This is a genomic window from Asaia sp. HumB (genome assembly GCF_030263835.1).
GTDB classification, from domain to species: domain Bacteria; phylum Pseudomonadota; class Alphaproteobacteria; order Acetobacterales; family Acetobacteraceae; genus Asaia; species Asaia bogorensis.
Genome location: NZ_JARPML010000002.1, coordinates 231,610 through 248,387 on the forward strand (window position 1 = coordinate 231,610; position 16,778 = coordinate 248,387).

11 protein-coding genes are annotated in these 16,778 nt (G+C 59.9%); 4 read left to right on the plus strand and 7 right to left on the minus strand.

Going from position 1 to position 16,778, the window contains the following annotated elements:
* Window positions 1–5: 5 nt before the first annotated feature.
* Together cyoA and P5689_RS02405 are read right to left on the minus strand one after the other, a co-directional pair.
* Complete coding sequence (gene cyoA / locus P5689_RS02400; protein ID WP_062164828.1) at window positions 6–935, minus strand: ubiquinol oxidase subunit II; 930 nt, start codon at window positions 933–935, stop codon at window positions 6–8.
* 592 nt (window positions 936–1,527) lie between these two features.
* Window positions 1,528–2,310 carry a Bax inhibitor-1/YccA family protein gene (locus P5689_RS02405; RefSeq protein WP_023978423.1) on the minus strand — a complete coding sequence of 261 codons (783 nt, stop codon included), beginning with the start codon at window positions 2,308–2,310 and terminating at the stop codon, window positions 1,528–1,530.
* A gap of 322 nt (window positions 2,311–2,632) precedes the next feature.
* Between P5689_RS02405 and thpR the strand changes: the two genes are divergently transcribed.
* Window positions 2,633–3,202, plus strand: a complete 570-nt coding sequence (thpR, locus tag P5689_RS02410; RefSeq protein WP_285531958.1) for an RNA 2',3'-cyclic phosphodiesterase — start codon at window positions 2,633–2,635, stop codon at window positions 3,200–3,202.
* 1 nt (window position 3,203) lies between these two features.
* Window positions 3,204–3,797: a uracil-DNA glycosylase family protein gene (locus P5689_RS02415; protein ID WP_285531959.1), complete on the plus strand. Its 594-nt coding sequence runs from the start codon at window positions 3,204–3,206 to the stop codon at window positions 3,795–3,797.
* 27 nt (window positions 3,798–3,824) lie between these two features.
* On the opposite strand, the gene P5689_RS02420 is transcribed toward P5689_RS02415, so the two are convergent.
* Genes P5689_RS02420 through P5689_RS02430 form a run of 3 tightly spaced genes read right to left on the minus strand, consistent with a single transcriptional unit; the run spans window position 3,825 to window position 8,315 of the window.
* On the minus strand, window positions 3,825–4,556 hold the full coding sequence (locus P5689_RS02420; RefSeq protein ID WP_166928205.1) for a MarC family protein: 732 nt from the start codon (window positions 4,554–4,556) through the stop codon (window positions 3,825–3,827).
* Complete coding sequence (locus tag P5689_RS02425) at window positions 4,556–6,649, minus strand: lysylphosphatidylglycerol synthase domain-containing protein (protein WP_285531960.1); 2,094 nt, start codon at window positions 6,647–6,649, stop codon at window positions 4,556–4,558. The genes P5689_RS02420 and P5689_RS02425 overlap by 1 nt, the downstream gene beginning before the upstream one ends.
* A gap of 40 nt (window positions 6,650–6,689) precedes the next feature.
* Window positions 6,690–8,315, minus strand: coding sequence for a lysine--tRNA ligase (locus P5689_RS02430; RefSeq protein ID WP_285531961.1), 1,626 nt, complete (start codon window positions 8,313–8,315; stop codon window positions 6,690–6,692).
* 167 nt (window positions 8,316–8,482) lie between these two features.
* On the opposite strand from P5689_RS02430, the gene P5689_RS02435 reads away from it, so the two are divergent.
* Together P5689_RS02435 and P5689_RS02440 are read left to right on the plus strand one after the other, a co-directional pair.
* Complete coding sequence (locus P5689_RS02435) at window positions 8,483–11,377, plus strand: ATP-dependent DNA helicase (protein ID WP_285531963.1); 2,895 nt, start codon at window positions 8,483–8,485, stop codon at window positions 11,375–11,377.
* Complete coding sequence (locus tag P5689_RS02440; protein WP_285531964.1) at window positions 11,370–12,515, plus strand: glycosyltransferase family 32 protein; 1,146 nt, start codon at window positions 11,370–11,372, stop codon at window positions 12,513–12,515. The genes P5689_RS02435 and P5689_RS02440 overlap by 8 nt, the downstream gene beginning before the upstream one ends.
* A gap of 135 nt (window positions 12,516–12,650) precedes the next feature.
* Here P5689_RS02440 and P5689_RS02445 read toward each other — a convergent pair whose 3' ends face one another.
* Entirely contained in the window at window positions 12,651–15,614 is a 2,964-nt protein-coding gene (locus P5689_RS02445; RefSeq protein ID WP_285533798.1) for a TonB-dependent receptor domain-containing protein, read from the minus strand.
* A gap of 398 nt (window positions 15,615–16,012) precedes the next feature.
* Complete coding sequence (locus P5689_RS02450) at window positions 16,013–16,774, minus strand: SDR family oxidoreductase (protein WP_285531965.1); 762 nt, start codon at window positions 16,772–16,774, stop codon at window positions 16,013–16,015.
* Window positions 16,775–16,778 lie beyond the last annotated feature (4 nt).

Below are 16,778 nucleotides of genomic sequence, written 5' to 3' on the forward strand. Positions count from 1 at the left end.
TGTCCCTATTCCTTCATCTGCATGTCGGACATGGCGGACTGCATGTGCATGACCTGACCCGTCGACTTGTCGATGACCATACCGTTGTTATACTTGGCCACGATGCTGTCGAAGAGGTTCGGCTGAACATGCGCGAAATACTTGACCGGTGCTGCTTCCTGCGGAGCGGCAACCTGCGGATAGTCGGCTGAGTCGAGCGAGTCAGACGCGCCCTTCACCTTTTCCACCCACTGGTTGAAATCCTCATCCGTCATGGCAAGCGTGCGGAACTTCATGTCAGAGAAGCCGCGACCCGTGTAGTGCGCTGCTTCACCCAGGTAATCGCCCGGCGCACTGGCCAGAAGATGGAGCTGCGTCTGCATGCCAGCCATGGCGTACACCTGCGAGCCCAGACGCGGGATGAAGAACGACGTCATGACCGAGTCAGAGGTGATGCGGAAGTTGATCGGCGTATTGACCGGCACTGCAAGCTGGTTGACCGTTGCAACACCCTGGTCGGGGTAGATGAACAGCCATTTCCAGTCGAGTGCGACAACTTCGACGTTCAGAGGCTTGCGCCCTGCCGCCTCAGCCGAATGCAGCGGGCGATACGGGTCGAGCGTATAGCTCGTGATGATCGCGATCGCGCCGAGGATGACGATTACAACAGCCGGGACGCCCCAGACGAAGAATTCGATCTTCGTTGAGTGATCCCAGTTCGGCAGATACTCGGCCGATGTGTTGCTCTCGCGATACTTCCAGGCGAAGTACAGTGTCATGATGATGACGGGGATGACGATGCAGAGCATCACACCCAGTTCGATCAGGATGACGTTACGGTTCTGAAGCCCAACCGGGCCACGCGGATCGAGAAGATCGAGCGTACAACCGGAGAGGAAAAACGCCGGCGCCAGCGGCAGTAGCCGCCGCAACTTCGGCAAGAGTCTATTGTTCATTGTCTGCCCCGCTCGTTGAACCGACCGTCAAGCTTTTTGGCTGCGCTACGCTGCCGCTGAACCCGACCACGGCTTGGTCGAACATGGCGACAACACCTTCAGGGGATGTCATCCATCTCTCCTATTCCAGTGAACGATACGTATCGCGCCGCAACGTGACATCATCATACGACCGGGATCGTATGAAGACGTAACGTTACGTCTGCCGGTGGCTCTGAACGCTCCGACCACGACACGTCTCATCCTTGCCTCGCCTTGCTTCGGCAAGGCGATCGACCGGTTGATCAACCGCCTGCCTGCACGCTGGGCATCAGCGCCCAGCTCTGTTCTGTTGTTTCCGCCCGATTGGTCTGCAAAGCAAGCACTGATCAAGACTTTTCATGGGGCTGTTCACAATTTGAACACAGATGTTCGTCTTCAGAATCAGGGCTTTAGCGCACATTATCGCTTTTCTGCCGCAATTCATTGCGGATTTTTTAGATTCAGTTCAGACAGAAATAACAAGTTATCCAGACCGAAATAGTCTGAATAAACAAAAAGGGGCGTGCCTGTGACACGCCCCCTCAAATAAACGATTGATCTAGATCAGTAGTCAGCTGTTGTTATTATTACGAACGCCCATGAACTGGAGCAAAAAGGTGAAGAGGTTGATAAAGTTCAGATAAAGCGAAAGCGCATCGTAAACACTGCGCTTGCCCATTTCCTCCGGCCCCACATAGGACAGGTAGTATTGATAGGTTGCGCGGATACGCTGCGTGTCAAACGCTGTCAGCACCGTGAACAGCACCACACCGATCAGGCTCACCATGAATGACATGGCGGGGCTGTGGAGGAACATGTTGACCAGACTGGCGATAACCAGACCGATAAGCCCCATGAACAGGAACGAGCCAAGCGAACTGAGGTCACGGCGGGTCGTGTAGCCCCACAGAGACATCGCCGCAAACGTTGCTGCTGTGACGAAGAACGTACTCGCCACGGATGTATGGGTATAGACAATCAGAATATTCGACAGGCTGGCGCCCATCACGGCGCAGAAAGCCCAGAACAGACCCTGCGCAGCCTGACGCGACAGGCGGTTCACACCGAATGACATGACCATGACGAAGGCCAGCGGGGCGAAGATCGTGAGCATTCCCAGCCCCGTCGGGCGGGTCAGGATGCCACCCGGCGTCAGAACCTGCTGGAAGAAGAGGTCACGCAACGAGGTTTCGGCTACGGCATATGCCACGAAACCGGTCACCACCAGCCCCGCTGTCATCCAGTTATAAACGCTGAGCATGTAGGCGCGCAAACCGGCATCGACCGTATCGACCCTGGCGGCTCCGGTGTTACCCGAGGTATTACCAGATCGAGAATTTGGAACGAAAGCCATGACACCCTTTCCTGAGATTTGGCCGGACTGGCCTTTTGTTTCTTCAATGTGGCGCTTTTAGCATAGTGGTCAAGTCGGCCGCGAGGAACGACATTCTAAGATACATTCACCGCGCTTGCCGAAACCGCTGCGATGCGGTGCGTTATAGGCTGTGACGTTACGACAGAACGGATCTCATACGCTATCGAATTGACTCCCTCCCTCATTCCACGCCGCATCCTGCATGTCGGGTTTGCTCCTGCCCTCTCTGATCCGGTCCCTGCGGGGATATCCTTCCGCCAAAGGGCCACTCTTGGCTCATCCCGCCTGACAGGAAGTGTTCATGCGTCTGTTCACTGCTCTCGACCTTGCCAGCGAGCACAAGCGTCTTCTGTCGTCCCTGCGCCGTCCCATCGCCGGTGTGACATGGCACCCACCGGAGACCTATCACCTCACCCTGCGCTTCATCGGCGATATCCGCTCTCGGCCGATGATGGAGGAGCTTGACCATACGCTGGCCGCCATCACCACCACGCCCGTCCAGATCGAGCCGAGTGGGGTAGGTATTGCGACACAGGGCACCCGGTCGCGCCTTTGGGCAGGCGTGGCGCCCTCCAGCAGCCTGATGACCCTGCAGGGCAAGATCGATACCGCCCTGAGGCGGTGCGGTCTTGTTCTCGAGAAGAAGCGGTTTATGCCTCATATCACCCTTGGCGTTTTTGACGGCGATCCGGGCGCCGAGGTCATTCGCTGGATCCAGGGGAATAACCTGATGCGCGGCAAGCCCGTCGTGACGGAGCACTTCGTGCTGTTCCGTTCCCACAGGGGGGGCGATACGCCTCATTACGAAACCTGCGCCGAGTACGCACTGACACCCAGCGCCTTGCCGCCACTCGAAGCGTGGTCTTTCTGAGTTGCCACCCCCCAAACCTCAGGAGAGCCTTGCAGATCTGGTAACGCGCGTCAGAGCGTGCCGTATCTGTGAAGCCTCGTTGCCCCTCGGCCCCAAACCGCTCATCCATGTCTCGCCAACGTCGCGTGTCCTCATCGCGAGCCAGGCGCCCGGCACCATTGCCCATGAGAGCGGCAAATCGTTCTACGATCCCTCGGGGCGACGTCTGCGGGAATGGATGGCTCTCTCCGAGGAAGATTTTTACGACACGGCCAAAGTCGCCATTCTGCCCATGGGGCTGTGCTATCCCGGTCGCCTGCCTAATGGCGGTGACAAGCCACCCCGTCCGGAATGCGCGCCTGCATGGCGCGACCAGGTTCTCGGGCATCTGAAGGAGCTGCGGCTGATCCTGCTGGTTGGCTCCTACAGCCAGCATTACACGCTGGGGCGTGGATCCGTAACGGATCGTGTGCGTCACTTTCGGGATTACCTGCCCCGTTACTTTCCGCTGCCGCATCCGTCATGGCGAACGGGTGTGTGGGAAAAACGGGCGCCTTGGTTCCGTGAGGAGGTCATCCCTGCCCTGCGCCATGAGATACGCAACGCCTTGGCCTGAAAGCCTTGCCCGTTTGCCCAACTAGGTTCAGTTCAGCAAATTGAGTTGGCGCATATGCTTGAGTGTCGAGACAACGAACCCCTCCAGCCCCGCGAACAGGATCTGGATACCGATACAAAGCAGAATGAGGGCAGCAAGACGGCTCACGATGCGCGCCCCGGTCCGTCCAAGCGAGCTGACGATGCGCTCGGCATAGGTGTAGAAAATGACCACGGTCAGGGAGACGGCAAGTACCGCTAGGGACAAGCCAATGATGTAGCTGGCAGCCGAGGCACCAAGGGTACGACCCGAACTCAGGGCAATGGCCACGGCAATACTGCCAGGCCCCACGGTAAACGGCATGGCCAGAGGGAAAAACGCCCTGTCTCCCAGGTCGTTATCCGCGTTGGCGGTATCATGGTCGAAAACCTGACGCTCCTTGCGCGCCTCACTCTCCTCTGGCGCCAACAGAAGCGCCCATGCACGCGAGGCGACCACGAGGCCACCAGACACGCGCAGGGCATCAATGGTGATCCGAAAGAAGCTGAGGATCCACCCACCCAGCCACACCGACACCATCAGAATGATGAAGGAATAGAACCCGACGGTCCGGGCCAGACGGACCACCTGTGCTCGTGGGCGACCCAGGGTTGTTTGCGCAAAGATAAGCGAGGCGCCCAGAGGGTTGACGATCGAGAACAGGGCCGAATAAGCCATCAGCCAGATGGCCGTTACATCGCTGATCCTGACCTGTTGCGTCAACACATGGGGCAGGTGCATCACCCGGCCCGATCGGCTCGGGCCTTGACCGACAGGAAACGTCTTGTGTGCAGAAGGCGTTTGAGCCGCCTGTGCTCACTGCCCAGCACCGCCTTGACCGCCTGCAGATCCTGCGCGAGGCAGCACAGCGCCCCGGTTTCACCCGGGCCGTTGGGGCAAACCGTCATGCCAATGTCGTGATAGACCCCAAGAAGCGCTTGTCCCACCTTGATGAACACGGGATGTCGCCCCTCTTCGAGGGCGAGATCGCGCAGACGCCAGATTGCGGCAATACACTCGGTCTCCGCGCCGGCAGGATCGCCAACACCGATGATGAACTGACCCGTGCGCAGAAATGGGATTCCGGCACGGCCGTTGTCGTTCAGGATCAGTCCGCTCGGGCGACGAGGGCCGAGCTCCTCAAGGGCGTGAGCCAGGTTGCGGTAGAGCGTCTCGCTCTCCTTGTCCCAGGGACGCACCAGTACATGACTGCGACGCAACATCTGGATGACGGCCACAATGCCGAGCAGAGCCGAAATGCCCAGCGCCCAGCGAACGACCGAGGTATGCGCATCATAGATCAGCGAGCGCCACCATGCATGGCCGAGATGATGGCGCAGGGCAAACAGCCCCACGCTGCCGAGGCTGATGATCCAGAGCGTGACCGGCGCCATAAGTGTCGGGCTGAGGGGTTCGGCAAAGAGCCGCGCTTTGCGATAATAGCACGACCGAAACGGCGCGATGAGGAACATCACCATCATCAGGCAAAGCGGAATCGCCAGAGGCCCCTGCCGCAGGATGACAAGTGGAATGGCAACACCCAATAGCGTAAGCGCCGCCCGCCATGCCGCAGTCACGCGCTGCGCCAACCCTGCGGCAACCCCGACAAGCATTACCCCGGTCAGGCACAAAAGGAATTCTGCCAGCTGCAGCATGAGATGGGTGAATGGCGTGCCAAGGAGGGGCGCAGGAACGGCCACGGCGTAGAACACGAGCAATATGCCAGTACCGGCCACCACACCTGTCGCGACCGTTACCGAAAAATCGGCCTCGGACTCACGCACCACCTGACTTGGCCGCCTAGCAAATGCACCTGCCGCTGCTCCTCCGCGGCGCCGCGCCCAGGCCGCATCACCACGCAGAAAGAGCTCATGAACGGCAAACATGCCCCCGGCCAAAAAGAGCGGAATGATGTAATAAAACAGGCGGAAAGTGAGAATAACGCCAAGGATCTGCGGGGTGGGCAGATAGGGCCCGAGCGCCAGAAGCATTGCGCCGTCGAACACGCCCAGTCCACCCGGCACACTCGCGACCAGACCGGCAGTGTAGGAGGCGATGTAGATGGCGAGAAATGCCGGAAAGCCGATTGCCGCTTCCGGAGGCAACAGGACGTAGGCAATCATCGCTGTCATCGCCATGTCGGCGGCGCTGACAATAACCTGCGCCACAGCCACACGGAAACCCGGCACGTCGAGCGTGTAACGCCAGATGCGCATCTGGCGATATCGCAATGACACGCCAAGATAAGCGAGCACGCAGAGCCAGGCCGCTGCACCACCCAGTTGCAGGACCAGATGGGGCAGATGCGCCACAAGCGGGATATGGCCGGGCTCGAACAGGAACACGCCGCCTATGAGCGCCATCGCACCAAGCAGATAGGTGGTGGAACAAAAGGCAATGATCTGGGCGATGCCGCCAGGCGACACCCCCCAGTTGCGATAGAGCCGAAAACGCACGGCCGCGCCGGAAATGGCAGAGCAGCCCAGATTATGCGACAGCACGTAGGAGCAGAATGCTGCAAAGGCTGTGCGTAGGAACGACTGCTTTGACCCGATATGATAACAGGCCAGCCGGTCGTAGAAAGACAGGATGAAATAGGACAGGAAGGTGCAGCCTACCCCAGCCAGCAAGGCCTGTGCCGGTATAGCCTGGAGAGCCCCCCTTATCTGGGCGAGAGAGAGCGATTTGAGCTCTTTCTGGATAACGTAGATCGCCGCCACCAGAAGAATGAGCCCCAGCAGCGCTGGAAGACGACAGGCCACACGTCGCCAAGGGCTCGCAGGTTTGGCCTCGCCTTCCTCACAGCAGGGTGTTGTCTGTTCCTGAACGGTCATGAACCCTCAATCAAGGCTGCTGATCGTCTCTTCTCACCTGTCAATTATTGGCATCAGCCACGGCAACATCGCGGGCAAGGGCATTTTCGATCAGCGCCACTGTTTCCGGCAGGCCGAAAAGCGAAGCGAAGATGCCAAAGCGCGGTCCCTCGGTCTGCCCGAGCAAAACCTCGTAGAGACACCCGAACCACGCCCTTAGCGGCTGGATCTGATGTTTCTTGCCAATTTCGAAGACGATATCCTGAACCTGAACAGGAGATAGTCCGGGGTCTGCCAGTTTCAAGGCGTCTGCCAGATCCTGCAGGGCCACGCGCTCCAGATCCGTTGGCGCACGGAACGTCTTGGCCGGGCGGACGAACTCCTTGAAATACACCAGAGCATGGCCGACCAGACGATCGACATAGGGGTGCGTTTCCGGCGAGAGGCTCGGGTCGTAACGGCGCAGGAATTTCCAGAGGGTATCGCTGGTCTCGGCGTTGGCGACCGAGGCCAGATTCAGCAGGGCCGTGAACGAGACCGGGCTTGAAAGCCCCTTGTCGAGCGTGCCGCCATGAATGAACCAGGCCGGGTTCGCGCGCAGCGTGGTCTCGTCTTCCGTCTCGACAGCCTTGTCCAGATTGGCCAGATACTCGTCCATGGCACGGGGGATGACATCGAAGAACAGGCGCTTGGCGCGTGTCGGCTGATTGAACATGTACTGCGCCAGACTCTCGGGCGGCGCGTAATGCAGCCATTCCTCGATCGACAGACCGTTCCCCTTGGACTTGCTGATCTTCTGGGCGTTCTGGTCGAGAAACAGCTCATAGGTCAGGCCCGCGGGCGGGGCCTTGCCAAGGATACGGCAGATCTTGCTGGACAGCTTGACGCTATCGATCAGGTCCTTGCCTGACATTTCGTAATCCACGCCCAAAGCGTACCAACGCATGGCCCAGTCGGCCTTCCACTGCATCTTGGCGTGACCACCCAGCACGGAGGTCTCGAAATTCTCACCCGTCTCGGGATCCTGCCACTGCACGGTGGCGGCAATCGGATCGACCCTGGTCACGGGCACCTGCATGACCTGACCTGTGCGCGGATGAATGGGCAGCACAGGCGAATAGGTCGCGCGACGTTCGGCACCCAGCGTGGGCGCAATAGTCGCCACGACCTCGTCATGCACCTCAAGCATACGACGCAGCGCCGCATCAAAACGGCCCGATGTGTAATAATCGGTTGCCGAGGCAAACTCGTACTCGAAGCCGAAACGGTCGAGGAATTCGCACAGCATCGCGTTGTTATGCGCCGAGAAACTCTCGAATCTGCCGAACGGATCAGGGATACGGCTCAGCGGCAGGCCGAGATGCTGCGCCAGCATCTCCTGATTGGGGACATTGCCCGGAACCTTGCGCAGCGCATCCATGTCATCGCTGAAAGCCAGCAGACGTGTCTTGCGTCCCGTCAGGCGTTCATAAGCCAGACGCACCCAGGTCGTGCGCGCGACTTCACCGAAAGTGCCGATATGGGGCAGGCCGGACGGGCCATAGCCGGTCTCGAGCAGGGCCGGAGCATCGCCGCCTCGTGCCTCGACATGGGCCACGATTTTTCGCGCCTCCTCGAACGGCCATGCTTTTGGCAGGTCGAGGGCGTCTGGAGTGAGGGAGGCGTTGTTTTTTGCAATGCTGGACATGATTGGTCGAAAACTAGAAATAGTTCCGCCCCGGGTCAAGCAAGTTGGCGTTAGGCCTCTTTGGCCGCGGGCTGCCCAACGCGCCCATTCCATCCCGCTCCAGGTCGCATATGGCGAAGGAAACGCCCTGCTGGCGGGCAAGCACGAGTGCGTTTATGGTCAGTGTGATGCCCACACCCTCCCGCGCCTTACCTTATGATGCCCCTGCCCTTGTAACGACCAGAGCGCGGGCTTCGGTTCTGACACCGGATGGCGAGCTTCTCTCCCTCGACGCGAATGAGGCGGCACAGCTGCTGGCGACGCTCCCGCCGCCGCTGCTGATTCATGGGCCGGCCACAATCAGGCGACTGGGTCTCACACCACCGGGTCAGGTCGTACCGTGGTTCGATCTGCTCGAACTGTTCCTGTTTCTCTTTCCCACACGCCCTGTCGTGCCGACCCCTCGGGGTATGGCGCTGGCGTTGGGGGTGATGGCCCCCGACCCGTGCGAGGCCGATTTTCTGCATCATCTTCTTGAAACGCTGCGCCAGAGCCTCACCCGTCTGGCAGAGACGGGCGAGGCGGACACCATGCAGGCTTTGCTCCCTCTTCTCTCCCGTGCAGGCTGGGCCTGGGCCGCGTTCGTCGAGACGGAACTGGCGGCAACTCCTTCAAGACAGCGCCATCCCTACGAGGCGTTGCGCGTCTGGCGGCGTCTGCCGCGCTGGGAGGAAATGGCGCAAAGACCACCGCCGGGAAGCCGCCCCGTCAGCCCTGTCGAGGCGCGCACACGCCTCTCGGCCATACTGGGTGACAAGGCCGAGACGCGCCCGGGACAGGCCGATTATGCCTCGGCCGTGACCCACGCCCTCGCCCCACGCGAAGGATTCGGGATACCGGAAATCGTGCTGGCGGAGGCCGGAACCGGGACAGGCAAGACGCTTGGCTATATCGCCCCGGCAAGCGTCTGGGCCGAACAAAATGATGGACCGGTCTGGATTTCCACCTATACGCGGCATCTGCAACGGCAGATCGAGCAGGAACTGCACCGCCTCTATCCCGATGATGCCGAACGCCGAAATACAGTCGTTCTGCGCAAGGGACGGGAAAACTATCTCTGCCTTCTGAACATGGAAGACGCAGTCAACACGCTGGCGTCGAGGCCCAACCCCTCACCTGCTGCACTTGTCGGCCTGTCCATGCTGGCCCGCTGGGCCGAAGCGACCGAAGATGGCGATCTGATGGGGGGCGACCTGCCGGGCTGGTTTGGCGATATCTTCGGCACCAGCACGATCTATGGCATGGCTGACAGACGGGGCGAGTGTATCCACGGCGCCTGCCCGCATTATCAGACCTGCTTTGTCGAACATTCCATTCGTCGGGCACGCGGCGCCAATCTTGTGATCGCCAATCATGCTCTTGTGCTGTCGCAGGCAAGCTGGGCGAGCCTTGCACGCGACGATGTGCCTGATGAGGACCAGCTTCCAACGCGCTATTTCTTCGATGAGGGACACCACCTGCCCGAGGCGGCAGATAGCGCGTTCTCGCTCGCCCTTTCGGGGCTGGAAGCGGCGGAGCTGCGACGCTGGCTGCTTGGCGCCGAGGGGAGCCGCTCGCGGGCGCGCGGATTACGCCGACGCCTCGAGGACCTCGTTGCCACCTCCCCGGCGCTGGAATCGCCGCTGGATGCCATTCTTTCCGCGGCCCATGCCCTGCCCGCACCGGGCTGGCTCGGTCGCCTCAATGGCGAGGATGACGCGACGGAGCCGGAAGTGCCGGAGCTGATCACCAACAGCGCCGAGCAGTTTTTCCGTGCGCTTAGAGCCCAGCTCGAAGCCCGCCGTATTGGCGCAGCGGGACAGGACACGTCCGAATGTGAGCTCCACCCGGCAGGCGAGACGCTCAGGGGGGCGGCAGACCCTTTCGATACGGCGCTACGACGCCTGCTCACGCCGCTCGAAACCCTCGTCGAACGACTCAAGGCCCTGCTGAGCGAGCCGGATGACGCGCTGGAGGCGGCGCAGAGGCTGCGTATCGAGGCCATGATACGCTCTATCCGCCGGCGGGCCATTTCGCGTGTAGAGGGCTGGATTGCCATGCTCGATACCGCGCTGGGCGACACGCCTGAATCGGGAAGTGCATTCATCGATCTCATCAGGCTCGAATATGTTCCCGCCCGCCCGGGCGAGCGCGATATCGGTCTGCACCGTCACTGGCGCGACCCGACCATTCCCTTTGCCTCGGTCATGCAGGGGCCGGCGCATGGCATCCTGATCACCTCGGCCACATTGCGTGACCAGACACCCCCGCAGGGTGAGAGCGGCCCTGACCCCCGTCTGGTCGAACAGGGCTGGCAGGCAGCCGAGACGCGACTGGGTACGCCGCATTTTATCAAGCCGCCCATGCGGGCCTCGTTGCTCAGCCCATTCGATTACGCCAGCCAGACACGCGCGCTGATCGTCACGGATGTTCCACCGAACGATCTCGATGCGCTGGCAAGCGCCTACAGGCTGCTTTTCATGGCGTCGGAAGGCGGTGCGCTGGGGCTGTTTACCGCCATCTCCCGTCTGCGCGCCGTGCATCAGCGGATTGCGGCACCGCTGGAGGAAGCAGGCCTGCCGCTTTACGCGCAGCATGTCGATACGATGGATAATGCCACCCTGGTCGATATCTTTCGCACCGAACTCCATTCCTGCCTGCTCGGCACAGATGCGATGCGCGACGGCGTGGATGTGCCGGGTCAGGCGCTGCGTCTGGTCGTTTTCGAGCGTACACCGTGGCCGCGCCCCGATATCCTGCATCGCGAGCGGCGCAAGGCGCTCTCCCCCGACGACCCGCGCGATTACGACGACCGTCTCACGCGCATGAAACTGCGTCAGGCTTTTGGCCGGCTGATACGCAAGGGCGATGACCGCGGGGTATTCGTCATTCTCGATCGACGCATGCCCTCACGCCTCCTTTCCGCTTTCCCTGAAGGCGTCGCTGTCGAGCGTGTGAGCCTTGCGCAGGCGGTGCGGCAAATCGGGGAGTTCCTCCCTCATGAGCCTCACGCCGTAACGGAAAGTGATCCGCACGATGTCTGACACAGCCCTCGTGACCATGTTCGGGGATGTTCTCATCCCCAACGGGACAGAGACTCCCGAGATGGGGGCGACCGGGCCAGGAACGCCCGGAATGGGGACAAACGGGACAACTGATAGCCTCACGCCGAATACAGACAGTCCCATTCGCGGCACGGTTCTAGAGGGCACTGGGCAAACCCTGCTCGGCATCGATACGCAACGCCGCCTGTTGCTCAATGCACCTGCCGGGTGGAACCTGCATCAGACAGCGCCCGCCGTGTATCAGCTTCGCGATGCCTCCGGCGCCATCTGGTCGCACGCCCCTGACGGCTCACGCGACCGGGTCATGGAACGCGCCAGCTGGAGCGAACTCGTTTGCCTCAGCCTGCGCCGCTTCCCGGTCATCGCGCCAGCACAGATATCATCCGAGCCCGTGCCGCGTCTGTTGCATTACATCTGCAATGATGTGGCGACACTGGACCCCGCCATTGCAGCCAATATCGAGCGCACGGCCCAGATGAATTCGGGATGGTCGCTCAGGCTGTGGGACGAGGCTGCACGTTTCGATTTCATATCCGAGCATTATGGCTGGGACGTGCTTAAAATATACCTGATGATTGGCGGGGAATACGGCGCCGCCAAGGCGGATTTCTTCCGTTATCTGCTGATTTACAAGCTGGGTGGGGTTTATCTCGACCTCAAATCGACCACCTCGCGACCGCTGGATGACATGATACGCACGGATGATGCGTATCTGATCTCGCAATGGAACATGTCAGGCTCCGGGCTGCACAAGGGATGGGGCATTGGTGCCTCGATCGCCTATGTTCAGGGTGGAGAATACCAGCAATGGTTTCTCATCGCCCGGCCCGGTCATCCCTATCTGAGGCGGGTGATCCAGCTCGTGATGACCAAGATCCTGACCTACCGCCCCGAGGTGCATGGCGCGGGCGCGGTCACGACATTCAATATCACAGGCCCGCACGCCTATACCAAGGCGATCTATCCAATCAGAAATGCTTACCCTCACAGGGTATTCGATGCTGAAAGCGAGGGGCTGGTCTATTCGGTCATCGAGGATCATCGTGCACGCAGCGGCAGCAACTACCGCGAAGCCCGGACGCCCATCGTGACCGGAAACGAGTCCTATCGCCTGTAAGGCGGGCAGCCTTCGCGCAACCAGACATGCAACACATTGCACAATAGAAAAAGGCCGTCGAACCTAAGGTCCGGCGGCCTTCAACACAGGGCGTTCGCGCCCCGTTACACGAGGCGCACCATCCGTGGGGCAAGATCAGAAATTGACCCCGGCCTGAAGGAAGACATAGCGGCCATAATAAAGGTCGCCATAAAGACCGGCAGCGCTGTTGGTCGAGGCATCGGCCACGAAGGGCGGCTGCTTGTCGAACAGGTTGTTCACACCGGCCTGGAACGTCCACTTGTTCAGACGATAATCAATCGTCAGATCATGCGAGAACACGCCGGGGGTCTTGTAGCGTCCATAACCAAGGGCCGTGCTCAGATCCTGCGATCCGTTGTTCCACACCATGCCACCCGTATATTTCATCATATAGGTGACGCCCCAGTTGCCATGCTGCCAGTTGACCGTGGCGTAGTCGCGCACGCGCGGCTGGCCAGTGCCCGACTGGTACATCAGACGACCGGCATAGTTGTACCACTGTCCGCCCGGCTCGTTCTGCTGCAGATAGCTGATGAGCTGCTGAAAGTTGTTGCCCAGCGTCACCACATCTTTGGGTGTTACACGGATACGATAATCAAGGTCGAAATCGATACCGCTCGTGCGCAGACCGCCGATATTGGCATAGTAGTCCGTCACAGAGTTCAGCTGGCTCGTGCTCGAGACGCGCGTGATGTTGTTGCAGTAATTGGTGCTGGCACCTGTGTAGCACTGGTCAAGAATATACTGTGAGCTCAGATACGAGATCATGTTCTTGATCGTGTAATGCCAGTATTCCACCGAAGCGGAAAGACCCGGCACCCAGCGCGGTGTGATCACCGTACCGATTGTGTAGGTGCGGCCGGTTTCCGGCTTCAGCGAGGCGTTACCACCATAAAGCGTCGGCACCTGACCCGAGTTTGCCGCAACGAAGGTTGACGTGTTGATGCCCTGCTTGGCGCAATTGGCCACGACATTGGCCGAGAGCGAGCCATAGGAGCTGGCCTGGGCACAGGGATCGGTTGCCGAGGCGTAACCAAGGCTGCCACCTGAATAGAGCTCATACACATTCGGCTGGCGATAGGAGCTGCCAATGGTTGCGCGGAAACGGATATCGCGGATCGGCGCCCAGTTGATCGAGGCCTTCCAGTTCTTGGTGCCACCAAAGGTGCTGTAGGACGAATAGCGCCCCTGCGCATCGATGGTCAGATCCTTGGCGAGGAAGACGTCTCGTAGAAGCGTCGCCTTGCCTTCGAGATACCCTTCCGTGACGTTGAACCCACCGCCGGTATAGGAGGCCGAGTTGGTGAGCGTGTCGCCTGACGCGACAACAGCATCAGGATGATAGGCAAGCTGCTCGCCACGATGTTCCATGCCCAGCGCAAAGCCCAGATCGCCGCCGCCCTTCCAGGGCATGGTGGCAACATGGTTGTTGTGCATACGCAGGTTCAGGTCGCGCAGCTGGTAATAGTAATGATCATGGCTCGTGTAGTTCGAATAAGCCGCAGCAGCTGAGGAAAGGGGCTTGAACGGATCGGACAGCACACAACCGGCAGAGGCCTGACAGACCGACGGGTTATAAACGAGCGCAGAACTTGAATCGGTCGGATCGACTTGCTGCAGACCGTATTCCTGCAGAAGCTTGGCATAGTTGCCCACACCCGACATCTGCGATGTCACCTGGTTCCAGCCATAGGTGTAGGACAGATCGTACATCCAGCCATGGGTGATCTCGCCCTTGGCGCCTGCAATGGCGGTGTAGGTGTCGGTCGCTGTCTCGGTACGACGGTTACCCCATTCGCCGTAACGCTTGTACATCAGCACGTCTTCGCCAAACGTGTTGTATGGCGCATCGGCCGGGATCACGAGGCTGGACGGCAGGTTGGACGGGTAGATGCTGCCCGTCATGGGCTCCGGCGCCAAGGTGGTGCTGGAGGTACGGTGGCTGTACTGGAAATTGGCATAGGGCGTGAAATGGCTGTTCACGTCATAATGCGCGTCGAAAGACAGCGTGGAGTTCTGCAACGAGTTGGTCAGGGATTGCTGCGAGCCATAATTATAGCGATCTGCAGAGGTGGCCGTGTGGTAGCCGGTCCCACTGGCATTAGGGATATAAGTCCCTGAATCGGTGAAATACTTGCCCGTCGTCGGGATTGATGAACCATAGAGCAGGTCGGACGCATCGGTCGGATCGTTGATCTGCACATTGCGTGACCAGGCGCGGTTGCGCTGCATGATCCCGCTCTTGGTCATGTATGACCCGAACAGTGTCACGTTGCCCTTGCCGTGATCGAAGTTCCAGCCCTTGTAGCCGGAAATCTGACCCGTCTGGCCGTCACCGACATCGGTAATCCCGCCGCGAACGGTAATGTTCGCGTCATTCAGGTCATGGCGCATCTTGATGTTGATCACGCCTGCAACGGCGTCGGCACCATAGAGTTCGGAGCCGCCATCCTTGAGGATTTCGATGCTCTGAACCTGATAGACGTTGATCGTGTTCAGATCGACGCAGCTGTTATTGCCGTTGAGCGTGGTGCGCTTGCCATCGATCAGCACCAGCGTGCGGTTCTGGCCAAGGTTGCGCAGATCCACGCAGGACGACCCGCCCGTACCGTTCGTCTGCGAATTATAGGTGCCCGACGAACCGACGGAAGGCAGGCGCTGCAGATAATCGCCTACCGTGGTGGCGCCTGTCTGCAGGATCTGCTTGGACGTAACGATCTGGACCGGGTTGGCATTGGCGTTGTTCGAGGTGCTCAGCGCCGAACCGGTCACCACAATATTTTCACTGCCACCCCGCGCCCCACGACCGGAAACCGGCGCGAATGTGTCGTTGCTGGCCGAGATCGAACGGACGCCAGCGCCCTGCGCCGCAGGGCGGACAAGCGGCGCAGCCGAGGCTGCCGGAGCGGTTGTCGCCTGGTTCCGCGCAGCGACAGTGGTCTTTTTGGCCGTGCGCTTATGGGCCTTGTGTGAGGATACAGCGGCAGATTGGGCAGCGTGGGCGAGTTGCGCCTGCCCCAGGACCAGACCTGCACCAACTGTGGAGACAAGCAGCAATCGCCGCTTGTTCTTGATCATGTTCATCGTGTTTTCGACCTCCAAAAGGCGTTCTGAGGCCGAAAAGATTTCACAAACGAAATTACGTCCAGAGGCATATTTGGAATCACGAGTCATAAACTCGTCACATTGTATTTTTGCCACACAGTTACTTACTAACGTTGTATTTCGAACTCAAATATTACTTTCGTTCGTTAGTTAATACTTTTCGACACAATGCGTTCCAGATCGAAATGCGACGGGCCTGACCCTGAATCGGGGGGTGAATGGACGATCCCCTCCCCCGTTACGGAAAGCCGTCGCACCACGACTAACCGAGAAAGATGCAACGTGGCGCCGCACGACAACCCACGCTCGCTCAGGCCAGCTCCGTGCCCGAGATAGCTTCAGCCCAGGTAATCAATGCGGCGATGACATCGTCAGAGGGATTGCCCGCCAGATACCTCGATGCGCTGCGCGTTGACCCAGCGGTTATCGTCCGAGAGAAGCGAGGCGATCATCGGGCCGATATCATCAGGCAGGCCGACACGCCCCAGCGCCGTGTTCTGGGCGATATGACGGGCAATCTCGGGATTGTCCCGCACGGCGCCACCGGAGAAATCAGTCTGTATGGCGCCGGGTGCCACGACATTGACCGTAATGCCTCGCGGGCCGAGTTCCTTCGCCATATAGCGCGTCATGGTCTCGATCGCGCTCTTCATCGAGGCATAGACGATGCGACCCGGAAAGGTGAAACGTGTCAGGCCGCTGCTGATATTCAGGATACGTCCGCCATCCGCGAGCAAAGGCAAGAGCGCCTGCGTCAGGAAGAACGGCCCCTTGAGATGTTCGCCATACATGCGGTCGAACTCGGCCTCGGTGGTATCTGCCAGGCCGCCATTATGGGCACTGCCGGCGTTATTGATCAGATAGTTGAAATGAGACAGGCCCCATTGGCCCAGAATGTCCTTCACCTGCCCGGCGAAGGCGCTGAAACTGTTGCTGCTGGCCATATCGAGTTTGAGCGTGGCAGCCTTTACACCGGATTGCTCTGCCAGAGCGACAACGACCTCCGCCGCCTCCCGGTTACCCTGATAGGTCAGAATGACGCCAATGCCTCTCTGGGCAAGAGCCTCGACGGTGGCTCGGCCCAGGCCACGGCTACCGCCCGTTACAAGCGCGATGCGTTGGATGGAAGTCATGGTG

Bases quoted from the DNA above. Each gene is read 5' to 3' on its own strand.
- P5689_RS02450 (WP_285531965.1), bottom strand. From the start codon at position 16,774: ATGACTTCCATCCAACGCATCGCGCTTGTAACGGGCGGTAGCCGTGGC.
- P5689_RS02435 (WP_285531963.1), top strand. From the start codon at position 8,483: ATGCCCACACCCTCCCGCGCCTTACCTTATGATGCCCCTGCCCTTGTA.
- P5689_RS02440 (WP_285531964.1), top strand. From the start codon at position 11,370: ATGTCTGACACAGCCCTCGTGACCATGTTCGGGGATGTTCTCATCCCC.
- cyoA (WP_062164828.1), bottom strand. From the start codon at position 935: ATGAACAATAGACTCTTGCCGAAGTTGCGGCGGCTACTGCCGCTGGCG.
- P5689_RS02405 (WP_023978423.1), bottom strand. From the start codon at position 2,310: ATGGCTTTCGTTCCAAATTCTCGATCTGGTAATACCTCGGGTAACACC.
- P5689_RS02430 (WP_285531961.1), bottom strand. From the start codon at position 8,315: ATGTCCAGCATTGCAAAAAACAACGCCTCCCTCACTCCAGACGCCCTC.
- thpR (WP_285531958.1), top strand. From the start codon at position 2,633: ATGCGTCTGTTCACTGCTCTCGACCTTGCCAGCGAGCACAAGCGTCTT.
- P5689_RS02425 (WP_285531960.1), bottom strand. From the start codon at position 6,649: ATGACCGTTCAGGAACAGACAACACCCTGCTGTGAGGAAGGCGAGGCC.
- P5689_RS02445 (WP_285533798.1), bottom strand. From the start codon at position 15,614: ATGATCAAGAACAAGCGGCGATTGCTGCTTGTCTCCACAGTTGGTGCA.
- P5689_RS02420 (WP_166928205.1), bottom strand. From the start codon at position 4,556: ATGCACCTGCCCCATGTGTTGACGCAACAGGTCAGGATCAGCGATGTA.